Origin of the sequence: Citrobacter sp. Cpo065 (genome assembly GCF_030332805.1) — a bacterium.
In the GTDB taxonomy this organism is placed as follows: Bacteria; Pseudomonadota; Gammaproteobacteria; order Enterobacterales; family Enterobacteriaceae; genus Citrobacter; species Citrobacter portucalensis.
In genome coordinates this window covers 396,026-416,347 of record NZ_JAOWHC010000034.1, presented here as the reverse complement: position 1 = coordinate 416,347, position 20,322 = coordinate 396,026, and the positions used below count along the sequence as shown (strand labels likewise).

At 52.9% G+C, this 20,322-nt stretch carries 16 protein-coding genes; 5 read left to right on the top strand and 11 right to left on the bottom strand.

The genetic code is table 11. From position 1 onward, the window contains the following. The first annotated feature begins 81 nt into the window (after positions 1–81). Entirely contained in the window at positions 82–699 is a 618-nt protein-coding gene (locus tag OGY68_RS18110; protein WP_057068209.1) for a glutathione S-transferase family protein, read from the top strand. Positions 700–768: 69 nt separating this feature from the next. Here OGY68_RS18110 and OGY68_RS18105 read toward each other — a convergent pair whose 3' ends face one another. Further along, entirely contained in the window at positions 769–2,079 is a 1,311-nt protein-coding gene (locus OGY68_RS18105; RefSeq protein WP_008784815.1) for an MFS transporter, read from the bottom strand. 74 nt (positions 2,080–2,153) lie between these two features. After that, a complete protein-coding gene (locus OGY68_RS18100) occupies positions 2,154–3,350 on the bottom strand; it encodes an L-talarate/galactarate dehydratase (RefSeq protein ID WP_032943493.1) in 1,197 nt (398 codons plus the stop codon). A gap of 319 nt (positions 3,351–3,669) precedes the next feature. On the opposite strand from OGY68_RS18100, the gene OGY68_RS18095 reads away from it, so the two are divergent. Together OGY68_RS18095 and pptA are read left to right on the top strand one after the other, a co-directional pair. Beyond that, a complete protein-coding gene (locus tag OGY68_RS18095; protein WP_020996395.1) occupies positions 3,670–4,674 on the top strand; it encodes a LacI family DNA-binding transcriptional regulator in 1,005 nt (334 codons plus the stop codon). 34 nt (positions 4,675–4,708) lie between these two features. After that, on the top strand, positions 4,709–4,936 hold the full coding sequence (gene pptA, locus OGY68_RS18090; RefSeq protein WP_032943490.1) for a tautomerase PptA: 228 nt from the start codon (positions 4,709–4,711) through the stop codon (positions 4,934–4,936). Between the two features lie 37 nt (positions 4,937–4,973). Here the strand turns inward: pptA and OGY68_RS18085 are convergent, their stop codons facing one another. Together OGY68_RS18085 and OGY68_RS18080 are read right to left on the bottom strand one after the other, a co-directional pair. Next, a complete protein-coding gene (locus OGY68_RS18085) occupies positions 4,974–6,950 on the bottom strand; it encodes an alkyl/aryl-sulfatase (protein WP_057068212.1) in 1,977 nt (658 codons plus the stop codon). Between the two features lie 213 nt (positions 6,951–7,163). Continuing rightward, entirely contained in the window at positions 7,164–7,736 is a 573-nt protein-coding gene (locus OGY68_RS18080; RefSeq protein WP_003833054.1) for a flavin reductase family protein, read from the bottom strand. 157 nt (positions 7,737–7,893) lie between these two features. Here OGY68_RS18080 and nhoA point away from each other — a divergent pair, with 157 nt between their 5' ends. Next, the gene (gene nhoA / locus OGY68_RS18075; protein ID WP_057068215.1) at positions 7,894–8,739 is read left to right on the top strand and encodes an N-hydroxyarylamine O-acetyltransferase; all 846 of its coding nucleotides are present in this window, start codon (positions 7,894–7,896) and stop codon (positions 8,737–8,739) included. 58 nt (positions 8,740–8,797) lie between these two features. Here nhoA and OGY68_RS18070 read toward each other — a convergent pair whose 3' ends face one another. The 7 genes from OGY68_RS18070 to OGY68_RS18040 all read right to left on the bottom strand — a co-directional run bounded on the left by OGY68_RS18070 (position 8,798) and on the right by OGY68_RS18040 (position 18,717). Continuing rightward, positions 8,798–9,691: a PhzF family isomerase gene (locus OGY68_RS18070; protein ID WP_258736573.1), complete on the bottom strand. Its 894-nt coding sequence runs from the start codon at positions 9,689–9,691 to the stop codon at positions 8,798–8,800. 99 nt (positions 9,692–9,790) lie between these two features. After that, complete coding sequence (gene narI, locus OGY68_RS18065) at positions 9,791–10,471, bottom strand: respiratory nitrate reductase subunit gamma (protein WP_003833047.1); 681 nt, start codon at positions 10,469–10,471, stop codon at positions 9,791–9,793. Continuing rightward, the gene (narW, locus tag OGY68_RS18060; protein ID WP_048214176.1) at positions 10,468–11,163 is read right to left on the bottom strand and encodes a nitrate reductase molybdenum cofactor assembly chaperone; all 696 of its coding nucleotides are present in this window, start codon (positions 11,161–11,163) and stop codon (positions 10,468–10,470) included. Before narW ends, narI begins: the two co-directional genes overlap by 4 nt. Further along, complete coding sequence (gene narH, locus OGY68_RS18055; RefSeq protein ID WP_057068221.1) at positions 11,163–12,707, bottom strand: nitrate reductase subunit beta; 1,545 nt, start codon at positions 12,705–12,707, stop codon at positions 11,163–11,165. The genes narW and narH overlap by 1 nt, the downstream gene beginning before the upstream one ends. Continuing rightward, the gene (locus OGY68_RS18050; RefSeq protein WP_286617310.1) at positions 12,704–16,444 is read right to left on the bottom strand and encodes a nitrate reductase subunit alpha; all 3,741 of its coding nucleotides are present in this window, start codon (positions 16,442–16,444) and stop codon (positions 12,704–12,706) included. The genes narH and OGY68_RS18050 overlap by 4 nt, the downstream gene beginning before the upstream one ends. Before the next feature lie 96 nt (positions 16,445–16,540). After that, positions 16,541–17,926: a NarK family nitrate/nitrite MFS transporter gene (locus tag OGY68_RS18045; protein WP_286617308.1), complete on the bottom strand. Its 1,386-nt coding sequence runs from the start codon at positions 17,924–17,926 to the stop codon at positions 16,541–16,543. A 212-nt stretch (positions 17,927–18,138) separates the two neighbouring features. Then, the gene (locus OGY68_RS18040) at positions 18,139–18,717 is read right to left on the bottom strand and encodes a TetR family transcriptional regulator (protein ID WP_057068227.1); all 579 of its coding nucleotides are present in this window, start codon (positions 18,715–18,717) and stop codon (positions 18,139–18,141) included. A 117-nt stretch (positions 18,718–18,834) separates the two neighbouring features. Between OGY68_RS18040 and OGY68_RS18035 the strand changes: the two genes are divergently transcribed. Beyond that, positions 18,835–20,319, top strand: a complete 1,485-nt coding sequence (locus OGY68_RS18035; RefSeq protein WP_057068229.1) for an MFS transporter — start codon at positions 18,835–18,837, stop codon at positions 20,317–20,319. Positions 20,320–20,322: the final 3 nt, after the last annotated feature.

Below are 20,322 nucleotides of genomic sequence, written 5' to 3'. Positions count from 1 at the left end.
TATTATGAAAGTAATAATCATGCCTGCATAGGTTGCCGAATGCTGCTCTACACTTAGGGTTTTAACGTTGGGGGTTGCAGCATGATTAAGGTCTATGGGGTACCGGGCTGGGGATCGGCCATCAGTGAAGTGATGCTCACACTGGCGGAGATCCCTTACAGCTTTATTGATGTGGAAGGTTTTGACAGCGATGGTCCTTCGCGGGAGTTGCTTAAAACAATGAATCCGCTATGCCAGGTGCCCACGCTGGTACTGGAAAATGGCAGCGTGATGACGGAAACGGCGGCGATCGCGCTGATGATCCTCGATCGTCGCTCTGAACTTTCACCACCCGTCGGACACGCCGAACGCCAGCAGTTTCAGCGTCTGCTGATATGGTTGGTGGCAAATGTCTATCCCACGTTTACCTATGCCGATTATCCTGACCGATGGGTACCGGACGCCCCGGCGCAGTTGAAAAAGAACTGCATTGAGTACCGTAAATCCCTCTATATGTGGCTGAACAACCAGCTAAGCGCCGAGCCGTACGCATTTGGGGATCAGCTAACACTGCTGGACATTTACATTGCCGTTATGCGCTCCTGGGGACCAGGACATGACTGGTTTCAGGACAACACGCCGAATATTAGCGCCATCGCCGATGCGGTTTGTCAGCATCCGAGGCTGCGTACCGTACTGAAAAGCAATAAGATTATTTGAGTAAAAAACGCTGTTCCGTAGGAGTGCAAATCCCGGAACAGCGGGCGAACTATCGCCATAAGTTTTAAATTACGCGACAGAAGGGGTCAGCGTAATACGATCCAATGGACCCACGATAAACAGATAAGAAATCAGACCAATCAGCCCCATCGAACCGACGTACAGAATGGCGTAATCAAAAGACTGGGTATTCGCCAGAATGATGCCGATCACCAGTGGCGTGATGATACTGGCCATATTGCCGCACATATTGAAAACGCCACCTGCAATACCGAGCACTTCTTTTGGCGAGGTATCGCTAAGTACGCACCATCCCAGATTGCCAAAACCTTTGGCGAAAAACGCCAGACTCATCGCCGCGATCACCACAAATTCTGACGAGGTGTAGTTGGCGATAACGATGACGCAGGAAAGCAGCATTCCGCAGATAACCGGCAGCTTACGGGCAATTGTCAGGCTGTAGCCGCGTTTTAAAAGCCAGTCGGAGAAAACGCCGCCCAACAATCCACCGATAAAACCGGCAATGGCAGGGATACTGGCGACAAACCCCACTTTGAGGATCGACATGCCTTTCGCCTGATACAGATAAGTAGGGAACCAGGTCAGGAAGAACCAGGTAATGGATGTCACGCAGAACTGTCCGATATATACGCCAATCATCATGCGGTTGACGCAGACGCTTTTAATTTGCGCAAAGGTAATCTTCTGTGGTTCTTTTTTATTACCCAGCGACGGTTCACCACCGCCTTCCCGAATATAGTCAATTTCCTGCTGGTTCACCTTTGGATGATGCATAGGGTCTCTGACTTTGACCAACCAGAAGATGCCAAGAATAACGCCTATTGCCCCAATGTAATAAAACACAAAGTGCCAACTGAGATTATGCAAAATAATCGTCATTAGCGGCGTAATAATCCCTAACGAGATATATTGCGCGGCCTGATAGACAGAGGTAACAAAGCCCCGTTCGTTATTAGGAAACCACTGCACGCTTAATCGGCTGTTGGCCGGAAAGGCCGGAGCTTCAATCGCACCCATCAGTAATCGTAAGATAATCAATACGACAAGCGGGCTGGCGTACAGATAAATGGTGCCCTGAAACATAGTGACCAGCGACCAGCCAATCAGTGCGCAGCCGTATACCAGACGTGAGCCATAGCGATCCAGCAGCCAGCCGCCGGGTAGTTGCATAATGACATAAGAAATACCGAAGGCAGAAAAGGCCAGCCCCATTGCTTCAGGATCAAAACCTAATTCTTTGCTCATAATCGGCGCCACGACGGATAACGTCGCGCGATCGGCGTAATTAAATACGGTCGCAAGAAACAGAAATATCAGAATGCCGTAACGCACTTTTGTACGCTTTATTATTGTGTTCATCACCCACTCCTTTCATAAGGTTGAGAGCGTTTTTGTAGGGGAGGATGGCGGGTATTGCTTACCCGCCAAATTAATTAAGGACGTTTGCCAAACTCGCAGGTTAATTGCGTCCAGCGGCGCGCCTGCTCGCTGATGCTGAAGCCCAGACCGTGACGATCGGAAACCCACATCCGGCCATCGCGCAGCTCAAGTTGTTCGTTAAATAACGGGTTCAGCCATTCGAAATGCTCCAGCCATGGTTCGAGCGGATAAGCGGCGGACAGATGCAGGTGAACTTCCATAGCGAAGTGCGGAGCCAACTTGCGACCATGTTTAGCTGCCAGGTCCATAATTTTCAGGAACGGTGAAATCCCTCCCACACGCGGTGCATCGGGCTGCACAAAATCGCTGGCATTGCCGAGGATCAGCTGTTCATGTTCGCGGAAGCTGGTCAGCATTTCACCGGTGGCAATCGGGGTATCAAGCGCGGCGGCCAGTTGGGCGTGGCCTTCAACATCGTAGGCGTCCAGCGGCTCTTCAATCCAGATTAGATTGAACTGCTCCATTTTACGTCCCATACGGATGGCGGTTTCCCGATCCCACTGCTGATTGGCATCGACCATTAGCGGGAAGTCATCCCCCAGCGCTTCACGAACCGCGGTCAAGCGGCGAATATCCTCGGCGCAGTTTGGCTGACCAACCTTGAGTTTGATACCACCAATGCCGTTTTCACGGGAAATAACCACGTTTTTTAGCACCTGATCTAGCGGCGTATGCAGGAATCCGCCGGAGGTGTTGTAGCACTGCACGGAGTCCCGATGCGCGCCAAGCAGTTTTGCCAGCGGCAATCCTGCACGCTTGGCTTTCATATCCCATAATGCGATATCGATAGGGGAGATGGCTTGTACCGCCATGCCGCTGCGCCCCACGGAAGCGCCAGCCCACAGCAGCTTGGTGTAGATCTTGTCAATATCGTTTGGATCTTCGCCTAACAGGTTATCGGCAATTTCTTTGGCATGCGCATAGATTCCCTGGCCGCCAGCCCGCTTGGAGTAACTAAATCCCACACCTTCAAACCCGTCGCGGCTGCGGATCTCGGCGATGATTATGGCGACTTCAGTTAGCGGTTTCTGGCGACCGGTGAGCACTTTGGCATCGCTCACGGGGGTTGCCAGAGGAAGGAAAGCCAGAGACAGTTTTACCCATTCAATACGGTCACCGGTTTCTGCTGCGGTTTTAGCGTTAGCCGATTTGGCATAGGTCACGGCATCGGAATTGGCACTTAAAGACATATTGTTCTCTCCTGGTGATAACAAATGATTGCGCTATCATTTTTAATGTTAGCGCAATCACTGTGCCAGCGAATTGACTGCGATTTGAACAATTGCTCACAAATTCAGAGAGAGAAGGGTGGTAAATTATAAACGACGTCACATTCCAGTACTTTATGGAGAAATGCACAAATCATTGTGATTGCGCTATCATTGTGAGTGGCGATAATTAACTAAGCTGCTGTTTTCCCTGCGTTATCACTGAGCAACGCTGGCAATAGCCAAAATCATGATGAATAATGCCAGGATAAATCAGCGATTTTTGACAAGGGCATCGACAGTGAAAAATCCCAAACCACCGCGCGCTCCCACGCTGGAAGATGTTGCCCGTACCGCGGGATTGTCACCCATGACGGTGAGCAGGGCGTTGAATACCCCGCAACTGGTGCGCCCGAAAACGGTTGAAAAAGTGATGCAGGCGGTGCGCGCCACCGGCTATATTCCCAACGCACTGGCTGGGGGACTGGCGTCGCGTCGCAGCAAGCTTATCGCCGTGGTTATTCCGCAAATTAACAACAATATGTTTGTCGATACCATCCAGTCATTAAGTGATGAACTGGCAGAACGCGGATACCACATTTTGCTCTGCGTGTCGGGTTATACGCCGCAAACAGAGGCGGAGCTGGTGGCGACGCTGCTTTCTCGTCGCCCGGATGGTGTAGTACTCACCGGTATTCATCATACCGCTGAGCTGAAAAAAGTGATTCTTAATGCGGCCATCCCGGTCGTGGAAATCTGGGATTTAACCCCAACACCCATCGATATGCTGGTCGGTTTTTCGCATGAAAAGGTCGGGCAAGCGGTGGCAGACTATCTGCTGAATAAAGGCTATCGACGTCCGGGGTTGTTATGGACTGCCGATCGCCGGGCAGGCCAGCGTAAACAAGGACTTTGCGATGCGTTGAGTCGTCATGGTATTGCTGCTGACGCACAGGTGGACGTCCCACTTCCGGCCTCTCTGGCATTGGGACGCTCTGGATTAACGCAGCTATTGGCGGATCGCGAGTTTGATGTCATTGTCTGTAGCTCTGATACGCTAGCCCAGGGGGCGATCATGGAGGCCGAAAGTCGCGGTATACGCGTGCCGCAAGAGTTGGCGGTAATCGGTTTTGGCGATCTGGATTTTGCTGCCAGCAATCGGCCCGCCATCACCACCGTCAGCGTCGACAGACGGGCCATCGGGCAACGTGCTGCCTCACTGCTTGCCGATCGTATCGAACAAATTCCGCGTGAAGACGATATTATTGATGTCGGTTTTCATCTGGTAGAACGAGAGTCCGCATAAGTTACCTGCAACCCAAAACAATAAGGAATCTGCTATGCCGCACGTTGATATTAAATGTTTTCCTCGCTCTCTTACCGACGAACAGAAAACCGCCCTGGCGGCGGATATTACCGAGGTTATTATTCGTCATTTGCAAAGCAAAGACAGTTCAGTCAGCGTGGCGCTCAATGAAGTTGAGCCAGAGGCGTGGCAGGCCGTGTGGGATAAGGAAATTGTGCCGCAGATGGCGAGATTAATTAAAAAACCTGGCTACAGTATGTAAGAAAAAACGGGCGGATTTCCGCCCGTTTTCGTTGTGCTTATGGCGTAACGATGTTGAACCAGAATTCGAATTTATCCATATAGCCGAGCATGGCATCAAGCTTGGCGCCGTCACCGGTTATCTTCACGTCACCGCTGTCTTGTGCCTGTTTCAGCGTCACTTCCTTGAGGATGATTTTGTTCAGCGTATCGCGATTAAGCGTGATCGTAGCATCGGCATCTTTCGCTTCGGCATTGGCGGTATGGTTCAGGACGCCATTCTCCAGCTCAAGCTTATATTTACCGCCATCACTGCCAAGATCGATGTTAAACACCGACTTCGCATCACCCGCTTTTTGTCCGTTAATATGCACTGCCAGATAATCGAAGAACATTTCCGGCGTCATAGCACGAACGGTATCCGGGCTGGCGGTATTCGGGGTTGGGCCTTTGACCACGCCGTTACGCAGCTCTTGCGCGCCGGTCAGGTAGAAGTTACGCCACGGGCCGGATTCAGCCTGATAACCCAGTTGCTCAAGCGCATCTGCTTCCAGATTACGTGCGGCCTGGTTATTTGGATCGGCAAACACGACTTTGCTTACCACCTGTGCCACCCAGCGGTAGTTGCCCTGGTCATAGTCGGCTTTTGCTTTCTGCAAAATGGCGTCCGCACCACCCATGTAGTCGACAAATTTCTTCGCAGACTCTTCCGGCGGCAGCTCATCCAGCGTTGCCGGGTTGCCGTCAAACCAGCCGAGATAGAGCACATAGGTCGCTTTAACGTCATGGCTCACGGAGCCATAGTAACCGCGGTTAGCCCAGGTATGTGCCAGTGAGTCCGGCAACTTAAAGTTGGCAGCGATTTCATCGCGGGTCAGACCTTCGTTAGCCATGCGTAGCGTCTGGTCGTTGATGTAACGATACAGATCGCGCTGACTTTTCAGCAGGCTGACCACCTTGTCATTACCCCAGGTTGGCCAGTGGTGCTGCGCCATCAGCACTTCGGCTTTATCACCCCAGCGCACAATCGCTTCGTTGATGTATTTGGACCACGGCAGCGGCTCACGAATTTTGGCTCCGCGCAGGGAGTAGGTGTTGTGCAGGGTGTGGGTAACATCTTCTGCGGATTCAATCAGTTTCTTCTCTTCGATGTACCACAGCATTTCCGACGGTGCTTCGGAACCCGGGGCCAGCATGAAGTCATAGGTCAGGCCATCGATGACCTCTTTTTGTCCATCTTTCTCAATGATATTTGTTGGCGCAATCAGGGTAACGGTTCCCGCGGAGGTCGTGGTTCCCAGTCCCGCGCCGACCTGGCCTTTGGCATCAGGTTTGAGTAGGTTGCCGTACATGTAGCTCGCGCGGCGGCTCATGACGTTACCGGCCATGATATTCTCAGCGACCGCGGCTTCCATAAAGCCGGCTGGCGCATAAACTTTCACTTTGCCCGCTTTAACGTCGGCTTCATCGACAACGCCGCGTACGCCGCCGTAATGGTCAACGTGGCTGTGGGTATAAATCACTGCAACAACCGGTTTTTTACCGCGGTTTTTAAAGTAAAGATCCATCCCGACTTTGGCCGTTTCTGCCGAGACCAGCGGGTCAACAACGGTGATGCCTTCTTTACCTTCAATAATGGTCATGTTTGACAGATCGAGGTTACGAATCTGGTAAACGCCATCCGTTACTTCAAACAGCCCGCTGATGTTGATCAACTGAGATTGACGCCACAGGCTCGGGTTTACCGTATCCGGGGCTTTATCGCCTTCTTTGATGAACGCGTACTGCTGCGGATTCCAGATAACATTTCCCTGCTCGCCCTTGATCACGTCCTGCGGGAGTGGGGCGATAAAGCCTTTATGGGCGTCGGTAAAGTCGGTGTTATCGGAGAAGGGCAGTTGATTGTAAAGCGCGTTGTTGGCTTGTTGCGTGGCGGCTGTAGCGTCTTTGGGGGCTTCAGCGGCCATAAGGGGAACAGAAAACGATGTGAGTAACCCAGCAAGTATAAAACTTTGTGCGATTCTATTAAGTTGCATCGTAAAACCTCTCTGACACTTCAAAAGTACAGTTGGGGATGCTGCTTTGACGGATAGCGTTTTGATTAGGTATTTGAGTTAGTGCAAGATTAACTATAATTCACATGAATGATTAGGCAAGGAAGGCAGAGTAATTTATCTAACTGGTTTTTCAGAAGTTTTAAGAAAACAGTTGCGGATGACAGAGCAGAACTGCCATCCGTTAGCATACTATCATTCACCTGCGATAATGCGTTTCCCGCTGGAGATAAACGTTCCTGCCCCAAGGTGATGCAGAGTATTGAGCTTGCCATCATCAAACTGCCAGCGTCCTTCCACGAAGGCTCGCTCATCAGCGGCAGCGGAGACCACTTCCCCAAACAGAGTGTCATATTTTTCCTGTGCCGCCGTGGCTGGCAACAGGCGACACTCCATCCAGGCCAGACATTTCGCTTCTATCAGCGGTAAACCTAGCACGGGTCCTTGCACCACGGGAATGCCGTAACAGTTGAATTTATCTTCCACGCGACCGGAAACGCTGCCTACGGCCCAGGTCCAGTTGACGGCGGCGATACCCGGAATAACGATGCCGAATTTACCGCTACGTTCAATGAGATCCCGCGACCAGGCGGTCTTATCAACAACAATTGCTACCCGCGGCGGCTCAAATTCCACGGGCATTGACCACGCCGCAGCCATCACATTTCGCCGCTCGGTATGCTCATCCCGGCTGGTTATCAATATCGTTGGGCCATGATTGAGTAGCCGACTGGCATGTTTTAATTCGATCGGACGAAAATGGCTCATGGATGCTCCTTGGCTGAGAGATAACACACCACAATAAACATAGATATTAACGGTATTAGCGATTTTGTCGCCTCACAGGAATTAACAACGCACAAAATCGACAGCGTAAAACGAAAAATACGTTATAAGTACTGCATTAATCGAACAGGAACTCCGTATGACGCCTTTTTTAACCGCTTATTTTGCCCGTATTGGCTGGTCAGGTTCGGCCAACGTCAACCTTGAAACCTTGCAAGCGCTACATCTACTGCACAACAGCGCAATTCCCTTTGAAAACCTGGATGTATTACTGCCAAGAGAGATGCAGCTTGACGATTTGTCGCTGGAAGAGAAGCTGGTAACGGCGCGTCGTGGCGGTTATTGCTTTGAACAGAACGGCGTGTTTGAGCGCGCGTTACGCGAAATCGGTTTTAACGTACGTAGCCTTCTCGGCCGCGTGGTACTGGCAAATCCGTCAAGTCTGCCGCCGCGCACGCATCGTTTGTTGCTGATTGAATTACAGGGTGAACAGTGGATCGCCGACGTTGGCTTTGGCGGGCAAACGCTGACAGCACCAATTCGTCTGCAGGCCAACACTGAGCAGAAGACGCCACACGGCGAATATCGGCTGATTCAGGAAGGTGAAGATTGGATCCTCCAGTTCCGTCATCACGAACACTGGCAGTCAATGTATCGTTTCGATCTGGTCGTGCAGCATCAGAGCGATTATCTGATGGGCAACTTCTGGTCCGCACACTGGCCGCAATCACATTTTCGCCATCATCTGCTGATGTGCCGTCATCTGCCCGACGGCGGGAAATTAACGTTAACCAATTTTCACTTTACCCATTATCAGGATGGACATGCGGTAGAGCAGATTAATTTGCCTGACGTCGCCAGTTTGTATGCGTTGTTGCAAGAACGATTTGGACTGGGTGTGGATGACGTGAAGCATGGATTTACCGAAGATGAGCTGGCGACGGTCATGGCGGCGTTTGATACGCATCCGGAGGCGGGGAAATAGGGGCATCGGAATTAATGCCGGATGCGGCGTCATCGCCTTATCCGGCCTACTGGAACAATTAAAAATCTATCGCCCATTCTGCGTGAAACAGGATCACCGCCGAACCGGTAATGGTGACTTTTTCCGGCTGGTTTTCACGGATAGTCACCGTCACATCAACAATCCCGTCGCGCCCGAGCGCACGGCCCTGATGTCCCTGAACACGTAACGTTTTCCCATCATGCGCCATCAGCCCATGGTGGACCAGCCACGCGCCCATTGGACCGTTGGCATTGCCGGTAACCGGGTCTTCCACAATACCAATAGCAGGTGAAAACATGCGGCCATCAGTGGCATTTTCGCCCTCGCGGATTTGAAAAGGGAAAAAGCCGTTACAGCCAATTTGCTGGCTGATGGCGGTCAAAGCCGGTAAATCAGGGGAAAGGGCGTCAAGGTCCACCTCGGGTTTCAGTGGAATCATCACTTTCGAATGTCCGGTCGTGGCAACCTGAATGGGTAAGCCTGCCAGCATATCGTCTTCGCTCAGGTGCAGCGCATCGAGAATCGCAGTACGAACAGCGCCCTCCAGCGGAGGTTCAAAACCCGGTTCACCTTGCTCAAGGCTAATGCGATAGTCATTCCCGGTAGCGTCAATATCCACCCGATGACGTCCGGCCAGCGAGGTTTGCCAGACCGTGCAGTTGCCCAGACCCAGCACCTTAGCCCGCACATAATGCGCGGCGACGGTAGCATGCCCACAGATAGGAACTTCGACCGTCGGGGTGAAATAGCGGATGCGAACATCGCTGTCGTCACTGGTCAGCAGAAATGCGGTTTCTGAATGACGCAGCTCGCGAGCGATGAGCTGCATCTGCGCGTCACTCAGCACATCAGCATGTAAAACCACACCTGCTGAGTTGCCGCGAAAAGGGACCGGGGTAAAGGCATCGACGTGGTAAACCTGTGGTTTCATTAGCGTTCTCCCTGAAATGGAGAAGCATCATAACGTACAAAAAGCGGGATAGCGATGCAGGCCCGGTAAGCGCAAGCGCTACCGGGCATCAGAGTTCAATTATCGGCGGGAACGAACTATTTGATAGCGGCGAGTGAAGTACTCAAACGGCGCACTCCATACGTGGACCAGACGGGTGAACGGGAATAGCAGGAAGATAGTCATCCCCAGAACCAGGTGCACACGGAAAATCAACGCCACGCCATCCAGATGTGCAGATGCGCCGCCCTGGAAGGTCACCACTGACTGCGCCCAACCAACCAGTTTCAGCATTTCACTGCCGTCAGGATGCTGTGCGGAGAACGGGATGGTGGTTAAGCCGAGGATACACTGAATCAGCAGAACGCAAAGGATCAGAATATCAGCGGTGGAAGACGTTGCACGAATGCGCGGGTTGGTCAGACGCCGCACCAGCAAACCTGCGCCACCAACCAGCGTCAGTACGCCACAAAGCCCACCGGCAATCATCGCCATCTGTTGTTTCACCGCAATCGGCAGGAACCAGGCATACATCCAGTGCGGCGTTAGCATGCCGAACAGGTGACCGAAAAAGATCCCCAGAATGCCGATGTGGAACAGGTTTGACCACAGCACCATGCCGCGTTTGTCCAGCATCTGGCTGGAAGAGGCGCGCCAGGTGTATTGCCCGTAGTCATAGCGTAGCCAACTGCCGAGGATAAACACCGTACCGCACAGGTACGGGTAGATATCGTAAAAAAAGACGTTCAGGTACTGTATCATTTCGGGCCTCCCGCGCTGACGTCGACATACTGCGGCGCCACGTCCTGGCTAAAGCGTCGTTGATAGTTTTGTAACGGTGAACTGTCGCAGGCGGTGGCGTTATCCTCGATAAACTTCACCTGTTCCTCTTCCCACACCGCATCCAGCGCCTGACGAGTATCATCGCGGGTTTCAGCACCAACCTGCTTAGTGACACTGTCACTTGAAAGAGGGCTTCCGGCAAGCAGCAGCAGGGCGTCAAACAGTTGATACCACGGCGTATCGCGCTGTTTTAAGCGCCCGCCCAACAGAGCCAGAATCGGTGCAACGTTCTGCAGTCCTTCTTTGGCCTGGTCCTCCGGCAACACGCTCAAATACTCCAGATACAGCGGCAGATGATCCGGCAGTTCGCGGCAGTCGAGCTGTAGCCCGACCTTTTCGTACTGCGCCAACAGATCAACCATCGCCTGACCACGGTCACGGGACTCGGCGTGCACGTGCTCAAACAGCAGCAGAGAGGTGGCCCGGCCCCGGTCAAAGATTTCGCACCATTCCGCTTGTTTATCCAGCAGTGGCGCATTGAGCAATCCCTGGCTAAATTCGGTAAGCATGGGGGCATCGCTGGCCACAAGCGCCAGCGCGTCGTCTTTATACTCCCACAGCAGCTCGTCGGGATATTCCATCAGCAGGCCGATAACCTTCAGGATTTGCATTATTCACCCTCCGCTTTATCGCGCACTTCGGTGATGTCGATGGCATCAATACGGCTACTGTTAAACAGGTTGAATTTGGTATCTGAGCCATGGCAGCCGTCACCGAAAGTAAATCCGCAGCCGTTTTTCTCCGGGAAGGCATCGCGCGCCATTTCACGGTGGCTGGTCGGGATCACAAAGCGGTCCTCATAGTTGGCGATGGCCAGATAGCGATACATCTCTTCAACCTGCTCAACGGTCAAACCTACTTCCTCAATCGCGCGGGTGTCCGTCACGCCTTCCACTGTTTGCGCACGCATATAGTGGCGCATGGCCATCATACGTTTCAGCGCGCGCAGCACCGGACCGGTATCACCCGCACTGAGCATGTTGGCGAGGTACTGAACCGGAATTCGCAGCGACTCAACCGCAGGCAAAATGTTGCCATTGTGCGGCAGTCCGCCCGCGTCGGCGACCGACTGAATCGGTGACAATGGCGGTACATACCAGACCATCGGCAGGGTGCGATATTCCGGGTGCAGCGGCAGCGCCAGTTTCCAGTCCATCGCCATTTTGTAGACTGGCGAACGTTGGGCCGCTTCGATGACGTTGTGCGGAATACCTTGTTTTAACGCCTCTTCAATGACCGCCGGATCGTGCGGATTGAGGAATACATCGCACTGACGCTCATAGAGATCGGTCTCATGCTCGGTGCTGGCCGCTTCTTCGATGCGGTCGGCGTCGTACAGCAATACGCCGAGATAACGAATACGTCCAACGCAGGTTTCCGAACATACCGTCGGCTGGCCGGACTCAATACGTGGGTAGCAGAAAATGCACTTCTCTGACTTACCGCTCTTCCAGTTAAAGTAGATTTTTTTGTACGGACAGCCGCTGATGCACAAGCGCCAGCCGCGACATTTGTCCTGGTCGATCAGCACAATGCCGTCTTCTTCACGCTTATAGATAGCACCGCTTGGGCAGGTGGCGACACAGCTTGGATTCAGGCAGTGCTCGCACAGGCGCGGTAAATACATCATGAAGGTGTTTTCGAACTGGCCGTACATCTCCTTTTGCATCTTCTCGAAGTTACGGTCGCGGGCACGTTTTGAAAATTCGCCGCCAAGCAGTTCTTCCCAGTTTGGACCCCAGATAATCTTGTCCATCCGCTTACCATCGATCAGCGAACGCGGACGCGCGGTGGGCTGATTCTTGCTTTCCGGCGCGCTATGCAGATGCTGATAATCGTACGTAAACGGCTCATAGTAATCATCGATTTGCGGGATTACCGGGTTGGCGAAAATTTTGGTGATGACGCCCATCTTACCGCCCAGACGCGGTCTTATCTTGCCGTTAACATCGCGAACCCAGCCGCCTTGCCACTCTTCCTGATCTTCCCAGTTTTTTGGATAGCCAATCCCCGGTTTAGTCTCGACGTTGTTAAACCACGCATATTCCATCCCTTCACGCCCGGTCCAGACGTTTTTACAGGTGACGGAGCAGGTGTGGCAGCCGATGCACTTATCCAGATTAAGAACCATGCCTACCTGTGAGAGTATTTTCATTTTTTCGCCTCCTGTACCTGATCGCGACCTTCATCATCCAACCAGTTAATATTTTTCATTTTTCTAATCATGATGAACTCATCGCGGTTAGAGCCGACCGTACCGTAATAGTTGAAGCTGTATGCCAGTTGCGCATAGCCACCTATCATGTGCGTGGGTTTCGGGCAGACGCGGGTCACCGAGTTATGGATCCCGCCGCGCATCCCGGTCACCTCTGAGCCAGGGATATTCATGATTCGCTCCTGAGCGTGATACATCATGGTCATTCCCGGTGGCACGCGTTGACTCACCACTGCACGCGCGGTGAGCGCACCGTTGGCGTTGAAGGCTTCAATCCAGTCGTTATCCTCAATGCCCAGCTCTTTGGCATCGGTTTCACTGATCCAGACAATCGGTCCGCCGCGCGACAGCGTCAGCATCAGCAGGTTTTCGCTATAGGTAGAGTGGATCCCCCATTTTTGGTGCGGCGTCAGGAAGTTGAGCGCTTTTTCCGGGAAGCCGTTAGGCGGAACCTCGCGCATTTCACTGACGCTGCGGGTATCGATAGGTGGACGATACGCCACCAGACTTTCACCGAACGCTCGCATCCACGCATGATCCTGATACAGCTGCTGGCGACCGGACAGAGTACGCCATGGGATCAGCTCGTGGACGTTGGTATAGCCTGCGTTATAGGAAACATGTTCACTTTCCAACCCGGACCAGGTGGGGCTGGAGATGATTTTGCGCGGCTGCGCCTGGATATCGCGAAAACGGATCTTCTCGTCTTCTTTGTTCAACGCCAGGTGCGTATGGTCGCGTCCGGTCATCGCCCCCAGCGCTTCCCAGGCTTTCACCGCCACCTGACCGTTTGTTTCCGGTGCCAGGGCGAGGATCACCTCAGAGGCATCCAGCGCGGTGTCAATCAGCGGGCGTCCTTTTGCCGGGCCTTCGCGCTTGGTGTAGTTCAGCTTGCCGAGGAAATCGACTTCCGCCTGGGTATTCCACGCAATGCCTTTCCCGCCGTTACCGAGTTTGTCCATGAGCGGGCCAAGTGAAGTAAAGCGTTCGTAGGTGGCGGGGTAGTCACGCTCCACAACGGCGATATTCGGTGCCGTTTTGCCCGGGAGGAGATCGCATTCGCCTTTGCGCCAGTCCTGAATGCCAAACGGCTGCGCCAGCTCTGCCGGAGAGTCGTGTTGCAGCGGTTGCAACACCACATCCGTTTCTTGTCCAAGGTGTCCCACACATACCTCAGAGAATACTTTGGCGATGCCTTTATAAATTTCCCAGTCGCTCTTCGATTCCCATGCCGGGTCGACCGCCGCAGATAACGGGTGAATAAACGGATGCATATCCGAGGTATTCATATCGTCTTTTTCATACCAGGTAGCGGTTGGCAGAACGATATCGGAGAACAAACAGGTACTGGACATACGGAAATCGAGCGTGACCAGCAGATCGAGCTTGCCCTCTATCGCCGCCGACTGCCATTCAACCTCTTCAGGTTTAATACCCTCGCTTGAACCGAGCGCTTCCCCCTGGATCCCGCTTTCGGTACCCAGCAAATATTTGAGCATGTATTCATGCCCTTTACCGGAGGAGCCGAGCAGGTTAGAGCGCCAGACGAAGAGGTTGCGCGGATGGTTTTTGCCGTTATCTGGCTGTTCGCAGGCAAAACGAATATCACCTGACTTCAGCGCCTGTGCGGTGTATTGCGCAGGAGATAGCCCTGCTTGTTCGGCTTTTGCTTTAACAGTCAAAGGGTTGAGGTTAAGCTGCGGCGCAGACGGCAGCCAGCCCATCCTTTCAGCCCGCACGTTAAAGTCAATCAAATGTCCGCTAAACTTCGACGCATCGGCCAGTGGAGAGAGGAGTTCCTGCGCGGTAAGTTTTTCATAACGCCACTGGCTGGAATGGTTGTAGAAAAACGAAGTGCTGTTCATCTGACGCGGTGGTCGGTTCCAGTCCAGCGCAAAGGCCAGCGGCAACCAACCGGTTTGCGGACGCAGTTTCTCCTGACCCACATAGTGCGCCCAGCCGCCGCCGCTTTGTCCCACACAGCCACAGAACACCAGGATATTAATCATGCCACGGTAGTTCATATCCATGTGATACCAGTGGTTGACGCCAGCCCCGAGAATGATCATCGAACGGCCATGCGTTTTGTGCGCCGTATCGGCAAACTCACGGGCGATCTGTTCGATATGACGGCGTGGCACACCGGTAATTTGCTCGCCCCAGGCCGGGGTGTAGGCTTTCACTTCGCTGTAATCTTGCGCGCTATGAACGTCATCCAGACCACGATCGAGGCCATAATTCGCCAGCACCAGATCATAGACGCTCACCACCGGGCAACGGCTACCGTCAGCGAGGGTAAGATGTTTTACCGGTAGTTGACGGATCAGCACCGGTTCTTGTTTTACACTGCGAAAATGTGGGTTTTCGTTGCCGCCAAAATAGGGGAATGCCACGCCGGTCACTTCATCATGCTGACCAAGCAGCGAAAGAGAAAGTTCAGTTTCAGCGCCAGCCGCCAGTGGTTCCAGGTTCCATTTGCCTTTTTCCCCCCAGCGAAAACCGATAGATCCGTTCGGGACAACCAGTTCGCCAGCGCTGTTAAAGGCTACCGTTTTCCACTCCGGATTGTTGCTTTCACCCAGGCCATCGACAAGGTCTGAAGCACGCATCATGCGTCCAGGCACGTAGCTGCCATCTTCGCGGGCATCCAGTAAAACCAGCATCGGCATGTCGGTATAGCGACGACAGTAATTGAGGAAATAATCGCTGGGATTGTCGAGGTGGAACTCTTTCAGGATGACGTGGCCCATCGCCATTGCCAGCGCGCTGTCTGTTCCTTGTTTGGGTGCCAGCCATTGATCGCACAGTTTGGCGACTTCCGAGTAATCCGGCGTAATGGCAATCGTCTTGGTGCCTTTGTAGCGTACTTCTGTGAAAAAATGCGCATCCGGGGTACGAGTCTGCGGCACGTTAGAACCCCAGGCGATGATATAGCTGGAGTTATACCAGTCGGCGGATTCAGGAACGTCGGTCTGCTCGCCCCAGGTCATCGGTGACGCGGGCGGTAAGTCGCAGTACCAGTCATAGAAACTCAGACATGTTCCGCCGATTAGCGAGAGATAGCGAGTGCCGGCGGCATAGGAAACCATCGACATCGCCGGGATCGGGGAGAAGCCGACCACGCGATCCGGGCCGTAGGTTTTCACCGTCCAGACGTTGGCGGCAGCAATCAGCTGATTAAGCTCTTTCCAGTTCGAACGGATAAATCCACCGCGCCCGCGTACCTGCTTGTAGCTCTGGCATTTTTGCGGGTCGTTCATAATGGATTCCCAGGCCAGCACCGGATCGGGCTGGCGGAAGAGGGCGTCGCGCCACAATTCGATTAAGCGTTTACGCACCAGGGGATATTTCAGGCGGTTAGCGCTATAGAGATACCACGAGTAGCTGGCGCCGCGTGGACAGCCACGGGGCTCATGATTTGGCAGGTCAGGACGAGTACGCGGGTAGTCGGTTTGCTGCGTTTCCCAGGTCACCAGCCCGTTTTTAACGTAGATCTTCCAGCTGCATGAGCCGGTACAGTTAACGCCGTGGGTAGAACGCACAATTTTGTCGAACTGCCAGCGCTGACGATAGCTGTCTTCCCAGTCCCGGTTGGTGTGCATCACTTGCCCGTGCCCCTCGGCAAACGTATCGCCCTTTTGTTTAAAGTAGCGAAAGCGGTCTAACAGTTTACTCATGACATAACTCCTGCTTCGATAATATTGCCGACGGTGAATCGAACTCCAGGCCTGATCCGACCTACCTAAATGTCCGATCCTGCGGTATCCATTTTGTTATTTTTTTTGTGATTTACGGCCATAGACCAACCAGGTCACCAGCACGCAGACGATGTAAAACACGAGGAATATTTTCATGGCACCCACCGGAGAGCCGGTCAACGCCAGCGATGAGCCAAACGCTTTAGGAATGAAGAAGCCCCCCACTGCGCCAATAGCGGAAATAAATCCCAGGGCGGCGGCGGTATCGGTTACCGCTTCCCGCTGAGCCTGTTCTTCGGTACCACCATGCAGCTTCACCCGATAAATTGTGATTTTGCGAAAGATCACCGCAATCATCTGGAAGGTTGAACCGCTGCCCAGACCCGCGGTCAGGAACAAGCCCATAAACACCAGGTAAAACGCGATAAAGCTACCTTCGCCCGAGCCGGGCAAAGTGAGAAACAGCAGGGCGCTGAACAGTGCCATAAAGATGAAGTTAATTAAGGTGACACGCACACCACCAAACTTGTCAGAGATAACACCACCCGCCGATCGTGCAAGCGCGCCGATGAAGGGGCCGAAGAACGCCAGTTGCAGGATATTCACGTCGGGGAACTGGGTTTTCGCCAGCATGGCAAAGCCTGCCGAAAAACCGATAAATGAACCGAAGGTGGCGAGATACAGCAGACTTAATAACCACAGATGAAAACGCTTGAGGACCGGTAACTGAGAGGCAATTGAGGCCTTCGAGCTGGCAATGTCGTTCATTCCCATGCCCGCTGCCACGGTGGCTATCAGCAGTAACGGCACCCATATCCATGCTGCATTGGCCAGCGACAATAACGAGCCGTCAGTTTGCGGTACGCCCTGTACGCCCAAAAAGGTAAATATGGGCAGAAAGATCACCAGTGGCGCGATCAACTGCATCACGCTGACGCCGAGGTTGCCGAGACCACCGTTAACGCCTAACGCGCTGCCTTGCTTCGCTTTGGGGAAGAAAAAGCTGATATTGCCCATGCTGGAGGCAAAGTTAGCGCCTGCAAATCCGCACATCAGCGCAATGACTATAAATACTCCAAACGGAGTAGCGGTATTTTGCACGGCAAATCCGAGCCAGACGCAGGGAATAACCAGAATAATCGTGCTAAAAATGGTCCAGCGACGACCACCAAATATAGGTACCATAAAGGAGTAGGGTACGCGTAATATTGCACCAGAAAGAGATGGCAATGCCGTTAATAAAAACAGTTGGTCGGTGGTGAAATTAAAACCAATTTTATTCAGATTGACGGCTACGGCACTGAACAGCATCCAAACGCAAAACGCAAGAAGCAGGCAACTTACTGATATCCAGAGGTTTCTGCGCGCAATGTGCTTGCCTTTATTTTCCCAAAAGCCGGGGTTCTCTGGTTTCCAGTCAGTTAAAAGATAACGATTATTTTTCTCATTTGATGATGACATATTATTCTCCATGCACATGCCGTTCATGAAAAAGAAATAAACGCATGCAGCGCTGCGCGGCTTCTTTTTAGAAACTATTGAAAAGTTTTAGGAATATTGACTGAAAGAATAGATAAAAAAGCGCAATAACGCGGCGTGATGGGAGAATTACACGTTGCTTAAGTGTTACCAATTGTAAACATGAAAGATGTATTGTTAATCCATCTATTACATTAAATAAATAACTCCTGCGTTATCATACGATCAAGATGACGATCGAATGCAGGATCGGCCATTTCCTCAATACCTAATATGTACATACCATCCAGGCCGCAGACTAATGCGATTAAGCGCCATGCGACGTCGGCGGCATCAGGCGCGGATGAGAACTCACCGGCTTTCTGTCCTTGTGTAATGATGTTGGCGGTTTCTTCGTGCCACATTCGCATGGTCAACAGGTAGGCGCTTTTAATTTCCGGATCTTTACCCGCAACAACCTGTGCTTCACGCCATAGCTTAATATAGGGTTCCAGACCACCATCTTCACTGCCTAGCATCGCATGCAGTCGCTCACGGAAACTGGCGTCTTCGCTGACCAGTTCGGCATCAAGTAGGGTGCGGATAAGGCGCACAAATGCCTGGGATTTGAGTTCGCCGGCAGAGGCGAAATGGTGATGTACCTGGCCCGTCGCGACGTGAGCTTCTGCAGCAATGCGTCGAACCGTCATGGCGGAAAATCCTTCTTCAAGTGCGACACGCATTGCTGCTTGCAGAATCACTTCCCGACGTTCATCCCGATTTAGATAGCTCATCATTCCTCCTGTACCCGTATAGATCGCAGTCTAACAAAAAGTTGGACATATGTTCAATTTTCCGTAGGATCGCTAAAGCTGGACATGTGTCCAGTTTTGGTTTCGTTAGGGAGTTTTATGTTTCGTCAGTGGTTAACGTTAGTCATTATTGTGCTGGTCTACATCCCTGTTGCGATTGATGCAACGGTGCTGCACGTTGCCGCGCCCACGCTGAGTATGACGCTGGGTGCCAGTGGTAACGAGCTGCTGTGGATCATTGATATTTATTCCCTGGTAATGGCCGGAATGGTATTGCCAATGGGTGCGTTGGGGGATCGCATCGGCTTTAAACGTCTGCTGCTGTTAGGCGGTGGATTATTTGGTCTCGCATCGCTGGCGGCCGCTTTTGCTCATAGCGCAAGCTGGCTGATTGCCACCCGGGCGGTATTGGCGATTGGCGCGGCGATGATTGTTCCGGCAACGCTGGCGGGTATTCGCGCCACGTTCTCTGAGCAACGGCATCGAAATATGGCGCTCGGCGTCTGGGCAGCGGTCGGTTCCGGCGGTGCGGCGTTTGGCCCATTGGTTGGCGGGATGCTGCTGGAGCACTTCTACTGGGGGTCCGTATTCTTAATTAATGTGCCAATTGTCCTGGTGGTAATGGCCTTAACCGCACGCTTAGTGCCACGCCAGGCCGGACGTCGCGATCAATCGTTAAATTTTGGTCATGCGATAATGCTGATTGTTGCCATTCTGCTGTTGGTTTACAGCGCTAAAACCGCGCTGAAAGGGCATACGGCGACCGTTGCCATCGCCCTGACGCTGTTAACCGGCGCTTTACTGTTGTGGCAGTTTGTCCGTATCCAGCTTGCGGCAGCTCGCCCGATGATTGATATGCGTCTGTTCACGCATCGCATTATCTTGAGCGGTGTAGTGATGGCGATGACCGCGATGATAACGCTGGTGGGTTTTGAGTTGCTGATGGCTCAGGAACTACAGTTTGTTCACGGTTTAACACCATATCAGGCTGGATTGTTCATGCTGCCTGTGATGCTGGCAAGTGGTTTCAGCGGACCGATTGCCGGTATGTTGGTTTCACGCCTTGGATTACGTTGTGTGGCAACGGCGGGCATGGCGCTGAGCGCCGTCAGTTTTTACGGCCTGGCGATGACGGATTTCAGTAGCCAACAGATACAAGCCTGGATTTTGATGGCTTTGCTTGGCTTCAGCGCCGCCAGTGCGCTCCTGGCTTCAACGGCGGCTATCATGGCAGCAGCGCCGGCGGAAAAAGCCGCGGCCGCTGGCGCCATCGAGACAATGGCTTATGAACTGGGGGCAGGACTTGGGATCGCTATCTTTGGCTTACTGCTGAGCCGTAGCTTTTCTGCATCGATTCTGCCGCCAGCCGGACTTAATCCGCAGGAAGTAGAACGAGCCACATCGTCAATGGGGGAGGCGGTACAACTGGCGCACTCGCTCCCGTCGTCACTGAGTGAGGCATTGCTGACGGCTGCCAGAGAAGCGTTCACCTGGTCACATAGCGTGGCCTTAAGCAGCGCCGGCAGCATGCTTATCATATTAGCGATAGGAATGTGGTTCAGTCTGGCAAAGGTACAACGTTAATAA

What these genes read in the sequence shown, in the direction of transcription:
- OGY68_RS18045 (WP_286617308.1), bottom strand. Translation starts at nt 17,926, where the DNA reads ATGTCATCATCAAATGAGAAAAATAATCGTTATCTTTTAACTGACTGG.
- OGY68_RS18040 (WP_057068227.1), bottom strand. Translation starts at nt 18,717, where the DNA reads ATGAGCTATCTAAATCGGGATGAACGTCGGGAAGTGATTCTGCAAGCA.
- OGY68_RS18110 (WP_057068209.1), top strand. Translation starts at nt 82, where the DNA reads ATGATTAAGGTCTATGGGGTACCGGGCTGGGGATCGGCCATCAGTGAA.
- OGY68_RS18035 (WP_057068229.1), top strand. Translation starts at nt 18,835, where the DNA reads ATGTTTCGTCAGTGGTTAACGTTAGTCATTATTGTGCTGGTCTACATC.
- pptA (WP_032943490.1), top strand. Translation starts at nt 4,709, where the DNA reads ATGCCGCACGTTGATATTAAATGTTTTCCTCGCTCTCTTACCGACGAA.
- OGY68_RS18050 (WP_286617310.1), bottom strand. Translation starts at nt 16,444, where the DNA reads ATGAGTAAACTGTTAGACCGCTTTCGCTACTTTAAACAAAAGGGCGAT.
- narW (WP_048214176.1), bottom strand. Translation starts at nt 11,163, where the DNA reads ATGCAAATCCTGAAGGTTATCGGCCTGCTGATGGAATATCCCGACGAG.
- OGY68_RS18085 (WP_057068212.1), bottom strand. Translation starts at nt 6,950, where the DNA reads ATGCAACTTAATAGAATCGCACAAAGTTTTATACTTGCTGGGTTACTC.
- narH (WP_057068221.1), bottom strand. Translation starts at nt 12,707, where the DNA reads ATGAAAATACTCTCACAGGTAGGCATGGTTCTTAATCTGGATAAGTGC.
- OGY68_RS18080 (WP_003833054.1), bottom strand. Translation starts at nt 7,736, where the DNA reads ATGAGCCATTTTCGTCCGATCGAATTAAAACATGCCAGTCGGCTACTC.
- nhoA (WP_057068215.1), top strand. Translation starts at nt 7,894, where the DNA reads ATGACGCCTTTTTTAACCGCTTATTTTGCCCGTATTGGCTGGTCAGGT.
- narI (WP_003833047.1), bottom strand. Translation starts at nt 10,471, where the DNA reads ATGATACAGTACCTGAACGTCTTTTTTTACGATATCTACCCGTACCTG.
- OGY68_RS18105 (WP_008784815.1), bottom strand. Translation starts at nt 2,079, where the DNA reads ATGAACACAATAATAAAGCGTACAAAAGTGCGTTACGGCATTCTGATA.
- OGY68_RS18070 (WP_258736573.1), bottom strand. Translation starts at nt 9,691, where the DNA reads ATGAAACCACAGGTTTACCACGTCGATGCCTTTACCCCGGTCCCTTTT.
- OGY68_RS18100 (WP_032943493.1), bottom strand. Translation starts at nt 3,350, where the DNA reads ATGTCTTTAAGTGCCAATTCCGATGCCGTGACCTATGCCAAATCGGCT.